This window comes from Streptomyces sp. RP5T (assembly GCF_003933965.1).
Lineage (GTDB): Bacteria > Actinomycetota > Actinomycetes > Streptomycetales > Streptomycetaceae > Streptomyces.
This window is the reverse complement of sequence record NZ_RSAJ01000541.1, coordinates 1-5,601: the sequence shown is the minus strand read 5'-3', so window position 1 is coordinate 5,601 and position 5,601 is coordinate 1. Positions and strand designations below refer to the sequence as shown.

At 73.2% G+C, this 5,601-nt stretch carries 5 protein-coding genes; 1 reads left to right on the top strand and 4 read right to left on the bottom strand.

Annotation, left to right across the window (positions count from 1 at the left end; all coding sequences use genetic code 11):
* A partial coding sequence (locus EHS43_RS35770; protein WP_148104168.1) for a class I SAM-dependent methyltransferase occupies positions 1-1,169 on the top strand: 1,169 nt, incomplete at its 5' end.
* 234 nt (positions 1,170-1,403) lie between these two features.
* On the opposite strand, the gene EHS43_RS35765 is transcribed toward EHS43_RS35770, so the two are convergent.
* From EHS43_RS35765 to EHS43_RS35750, 4 genes are all read right to left on the bottom strand, one after another.
* A complete protein-coding gene (locus EHS43_RS35765) occupies positions 1,404-2,672 on the bottom strand; it encodes an RNA polymerase sigma factor (protein WP_125194782.1) in 1,269 nt (422 codons plus the stop codon).
* A 61-nt stretch (positions 2,673-2,733) separates the two neighbouring features.
* The gene (locus tag EHS43_RS35760; protein ID WP_125194781.1) at positions 2,734-3,090 is read right to left on the bottom strand and encodes a YciI family protein; all 357 of its coding nucleotides are present in this window, start codon (positions 3,088-3,090) and stop codon (positions 2,734-2,736) included.
* Between the two features lie 137 nt (positions 3,091-3,227).
* The gene (locus EHS43_RS35755; RefSeq protein WP_125194780.1) at positions 3,228-4,637 is read right to left on the bottom strand and encodes an FG-GAP and VCBS repeat-containing protein; all 1,410 of its coding nucleotides are present in this window, start codon (positions 4,635-4,637) and stop codon (positions 3,228-3,230) included.
* A 107-nt stretch (positions 4,638-4,744) separates the two neighbouring features.
* Positions 4,745-5,601 (bottom strand): LCP family protein (locus EHS43_RS35750; RefSeq protein WP_148104167.1); only part of this gene is annotated, 857 nt, incomplete at its 5' end.

Genomic DNA, 5,601 nt, shown 5'->3' with positions numbered 1-5,601 from the left:
CCCCCGAGGGCCGTGCCCTCCTCGACGACGTGCGCGGCACCGCCCCCGCCGACGAACTCGCCGTGGCCACCCGGCTGCGCCGCGAGCACCCGGCGGAACTGGTCTCCGCGGCGCTCGGCCAGGCCCGGCTGCGGCAGCGGGCGGTGGCGAAGTTCGGGGCCGAGGACGCGGAGCGGATGTTCTTCACGCCGAACGGCGTCGAGCAGTCGACACGGGCGAGCGTGGCGACCTACCGGGCCCTCAGGCTGCGGTCGATGGGCGTCACCTCGGTCGCGGACCTGTGCTGCGGGATCGGCGGGGACGCGATCGCGCTGGCCCGGGCCGGGATCCGGGTGCTCGCGGTGGACCGGGACCCGCTGACGGCGGCGGCCGCGCGGGCGAACGCGGACGCGCTGGGACTCGCCGACCTGATCGACGTACGGGAGGCGGACGTCACGGAGGTCGACACGGCCTCGTACGACGCCGTGTTCGTGGACCCGGCGCGGCGGGGCGGGCGGGGCCGCATCTTCGACCCGGAGGCCTACTCGCCGCCCCTGTCGTGGGCGATCCGGGCGGCGCTCAACGCCCCGCACGCGGCGCTGAAGGTCGCGCCGGGCATTCCGCACGAGGCGGTTCCCGCCCAGGCCGAGGCCGAGTGGATCTCCGACGGCGGGGACGTGAAGGAGGCGGTGCTCTGGTTCGGCACCGCGCCGGGGGCGGTCCGGGCGACGCTGCTGCCGGGACCGCGCACCCTGCTCGGCCGCGGGCTCCCCGACCCCGAGGTCCGGCCCGTGGGACGGTACTTGTACGAGCCCGACGGGGCCGTCATCCGGGCCCATCTGGTCGCCGAGATGGCCCAGGAGGTCGAGGGCGGGCTCGTCGACCCCACCATCGCGTACGTGACCTCGGACGCCCTGCACCCGAGCGCGTACGCCACCGCCTACGAGATCACCGATCAACTCCCCTTCAACGTGAAGAAGTTGAAGGCGCTGCTGCGTGAGCGGGAGGTCGGGATCCTGACCGTGAAGAAGCGGGGGTCGGCCGTCGAGCCGGAGGAGCTGCGGCGCAAGGCGCTGCCGAAGCAGCACGGGCCGCACTCGGCGACCGTGTTCCTGACCCGGGTCGCGGGGGCGCCGACCATGCTGATCGGCGCCCCCGCGAGGCCCGCCACCGGCGCGGGACCGTCCTGAGCGAAGCCAGGCGCGGGTCGGTGCCGAGCGGGCCGGGCCGCGGGGGCGGTCCCGCCGTCTCCCGCGCGCAGGTCCTGGCTGCTCGTCCGGGTGCTCGGGATCCGGCTCTTCGCTCCGGTGACCGGGTTGACGAGCACCGGCCCGTCGGTGCCCAGCCGGCCCTCGGTGCCCGGTCAGGGCTCCGCGTCGTCGGCGGCGGCGCGTGAACGGGCTCGCGTGGTCACCCCCCCTGGGTCACCGGCCGCACGCCCGCGCCCGGTCCAGCAGCAGCTCCCGCTCGCGTTCGTTGCGGGTCAGCGCGGCCGCCCGCTCGAACTCGGCCCGCGCCTGCGCCGTACGTCCGAGACGGGCCAGGAGGTCGCCGCGCACGCTCGGCAGCAAGTGGTAGTCGTGCAGGGCGGGTTCGTCCGTGAGCGCGTCGACGATCTCCAGGGCCGGGCCCGGCCCCTCGGCCATCGAGACCGCGACCGCCCGGTTGAGTTCGACCACCGGGGAGGGAGCGCGGGCGGCGAGCAGGGCGTAGAGGGTGGCGATGGCCTGCCAGTCGGTCTCCTCGTAGGAGTACGCGTGCGCGTGGCAGGCCGCGATGGTGGCCTGCAGGACGTAGGGGCCGGGGGCGCCCGTGGCGGTGGCGTCGGCGCGGCCCAGGGCCCTGATGCCGCGGGCGATGAGCATGCGGTTCCAGCGGCTGCGGTTCTGGTCCTTGAGCAGGACGGGTTCGCCGCGCGGTCCGGTCCGGGCGGCCGTGCGGGAGGCCTGGAACTCCAACAGGGCGGCCAGGCCGTGCACTTCGGGTTCCTTGGGCATGAGGGCGGACAGCAGGCGGGCCAGCCGCAGGGCGTCCTCGCACAGGGAGGGGCGCAGCCAGTCGTCGCCCTCGGTGGCCGCGTACCCCTCGTTGAAGATCAGGTAGATGACGTCCAGGACCGAGCCGAGACGGGCCTCGCGGTCGGGGCCGTAGGGGACCTCGAAGGCGATGTTCCTCGTGGCGAGGGTCCGCTTGGCGCGCACGATGCGCTGGGCGACCGTGGCCTCCGGGACGAGGAAGGCGCGGGCGATCTCCGGGGTGGTGAGGCCGCCGAGCAGACGCAGGGTGAGCGCGGTGCGGGCCTCCGCGGACAGCACCGGGTGGCAGGTGGTGAAGACGAGCCGGAGCAGGTCGTCGTCGATGTCCTCGGGGTCGGAGGGCTCCTGGGGCGGGGCGGTCTCCGTCAGGTCCCGGCCGATCTCGGCCAGCTTGCGGGCGTAGTTCTCCCGGCGGCGCACCAGGTCCACGGCCTTGCGCCGCGCGATGGCCATGAGCCAGGCACCGGGGTTGTCGGGCACGCCGTCGCGCGGCCACTGCTCCAGTGCGGCGACCAGGGCGTCCTGGGCCAGCTCCTCGGCGATGCCGACGTCCCGGACGACCCGGGTGACTCCGGCGATGATGCGCGGCGACTCCAGGCGGAAGACGGTCTCGACGGAGGCTCGGGCATCGGGGCGGGAGGGCTGCGAGGTGGTCACAGCCCCCCATTCGACACCGGTACGGCCGTACAGCCAAGGAAGGCGGGGCGGCCGTCCCGGATCAGCCCTCGACGATCTCCCGCACCTCGCAGGTGACCGTCCAGTGCTCCTCGTGCACCTTCAGGAAGCGCTTGGTCCACTCGATCGCCTCGGCCATGTCCTTGGCCTGGACGATCGCGTAGCCCCCGACGACCTCCTTCGCCTCGGTGAAGGGCCCGTCGGTCACCGACAGCTGCCCCTTCTCCCAGCGCACCCGGGTGCCCTGGGCGGTCGGCGTGAGCCCGGCGGTGTCGAGCAGCACCCCGGCCTTCGTCATCTCCTCGATCAGCTCGCCCATGCGCTGCATCAGCGCGTCGCTGGGGCCCTCGGCGGGGGCGTTCTGCTCGTCGATCCGGACCATCGACAGGTAGCGCGGCATGGTGACTCCTCGGTCGTCGCGGGGCCGGTCCTTCCCGGCCTCCCACCAGTGCGTCGATCGGCAGAGGCCGGGATCGACAGACCCCGCGGACTTCTTCGGAGATTTTTCTCCGGCCCCTCGGGCAGGGGCCCGACCTGCTAGGACAGCGCGTTGCCGAACGACGCCCGCGTGACCGGCGCCCCGACCGTGCGCGGGCCGAAGGTGAACGCCGCGTCCGTCACGATGCCGGTCGGACGCCCGCGCAGCGACCAGACCGCGCCCTCACCGGCGTTCTGGCCCTCGACCATGTTCTCGCGGGACGCCGCCGCCGCGAGGTCCGCGTAGCCGTTTCCGTTGATGTCGTGGAGGCTGACCGCGTCGCCGAAGTTGTCGCTCGCCTCCGCGGCGCCGGGCACGCCCTCGGTGTCCTGGGTGAAGCCCTGGGCGCCCTTGCCGGTCAGGCCGTCACGGCTGCCGTACAGGACGTTGACCATGCCGGCCCCGTCCTTGTCGCCGAGCTTCTCGCCGGGCGCGCCCACGGCCACGTCGGCGTAGCCGTCGCCGTTGACGTCACCGGCCGCCACCGCGTAGCCGAAGCCGTCCTCGTCCTCCTTGCCGCCGGGGACCCCTTCGGTGTCCTGGCTGTACGACTTCCAGGTGGACGCCGGCTTCAGGCCGGCGGCGGAGCCGAGGGCCACGGTGGCCGTGGAGTCGTTCGGGACACCCCGGACGACGTCGTCGTAACCGTCGCCGTTGACGTCGCCGAAGGCCACCTGGCCGCTGCCCTCGGGGGAGGCGGCATAGGTGAAGGCGCCTCCGGAGGCGTTTGCCAGGTAGAGCTGGGAGCCGATGCCGCCGTCGCCGAGGTAGACGGTCAGCGCGAGGTCGTCGCGGCCGTCGCCGTTGACGTCCCCGGCGGCCGCGTACATCACGTCGTAGGGCTCCACCTTGGTCGAGCCGAATTCCTGCGTGGCGGTCGGCTTCCCGGTCCGGGATATCGGGCCCCTCCAGACGGTGGCCTCGGTGCCGAGCGGGTCGTCGCCCGGGGAGCGGCCGCCGCGGAACAGGACCAGGTCCGGCCAGCTGTCACCGTCGAAGTCGCCGGCCTGGGTGGTCGCCGCGGGCACGGACACCGCGCCGGACAGGCCCTCCTTGGAGCCCCAGACGACGACCGCGTCCCGCTTCGCGTCCGCCTGTCCGATGATCAGGTCGGTGCGCCCGTCGCCGTCCAGGTCCCCCGTGGACAGCTGGTAGCCGAAGTTCTCGCCCGCGGCGGGATCGCCCGGGATGCCGGCGGTGGAGCGGCTGATGGTGGTGCGGTGGTCCTTGGTCAGGCCGTGCGGGCCGCCGTACATGACGGTGACGTACCCCGCCCCCTGCTTGCCGTCGATGGTGGCGATCGGGGCGCCGACGGCGAGGTCCTTGTAACCGTCGCCGTTGAAGTCGTCCTGGACGGCCTTCGATTCGGCCGCCGCGGCGCTGCCGGCGAGGGCGGGAATCCCGCCGAGCGCGAGCACGCCGGCGATCAGCGGCACTGACCATGCTTTGTACGAACGCGAGTTGGACATCGGTGTTCCCCCTGTGTACTGCACGTACTGCACTGTGGATGTACTGCACTGTGGTCACCGCAACAGACATCCCTGGGCGCCCGATGGTTGCAACCGTCGCCCGTTTCTCAGCGGAGCGACTCCCACACCTCACGTGCCTCGGGCTCCTTCGCCACCACCCGGTTGGGGTCCGAGGGCGCGGTCACGACCGGCATGGTCACCGTCCTCACGCCGTCGGCCGCGAGGCCCTTCAGGCTCTCGCCGAGGCTCATCAGCTCGGTCAGGGAGTCGAGGCCGGTGTCGGTGGTGAGGCTGCCGGTGACGGCGTCGGCGACGGAGTACAGCTTGGCGGGGCTGGTCAGGAGGATGGTCGTGGAGATCCGCTCCAGCAGGGCCTTCACCAGCTTCTGCTGGAGACCGATGCGGCCCAGGTCGCTGCCGTCGCCTATGCCGTGCCGGGTGCGGGCGAGGGCGAGGGCCTGCTTGCCGTCCAGGTGGTGGGTGCCCGCCTTCAGGTTCAGGTGGCTGTCGTCGTCGTGGATGTCCTCGTCCGTGGTCACCGTGACCCCGCCGAGGGCGTCCACCAGCTTCGCGAAGCCCGAGAAGTCGATCTCGACGTAGTGGTCCATGCGGACGTCCGTGATCGACTCGACGGTCTTGACCGCGCACACCGGACCGCCCACCGCGTAGGCGGTGTTGAACATCGCGCCGTACGACACCGCCGTGGAGCCGCCGCTCTCCAGCGGGCAGGACGGGCGGGTGACGAGGGTGTCGCGCGGGATGCTGACGACGGTGGCCGTGGTGCGGCCCGCGTCGATGTGCACGACCATCGCGGTGTCGGACCGGGCACCGGTGCTGCTGCCGCCGCCGAGCGCCTGGTTCTCCTCGCCGCTGCGCGAGTCGGAGCCGAGGACCAGGATGTTGACGGCCTCGGTGGGCAGCGGGGCCTGCGCGGTGGCCGACGGGGTGGGGGTCGCCCTGGCGG

What these genes read in the sequence shown, in the direction of transcription:
- EHS43_RS35760 (WP_125194781.1), bottom strand. Translation starts at nt 3,090, where the DNA reads ATGCCGCGCTACCTGTCGATGGTCCGGATCGACGAGCAGAACGCCCCC.
- EHS43_RS35755 (WP_125194780.1), bottom strand. Translation starts at nt 4,637, where the DNA reads ATGTCCAACTCGCGTTCGTACAAAGCATGGTCAGTGCCGCTGATCGCC.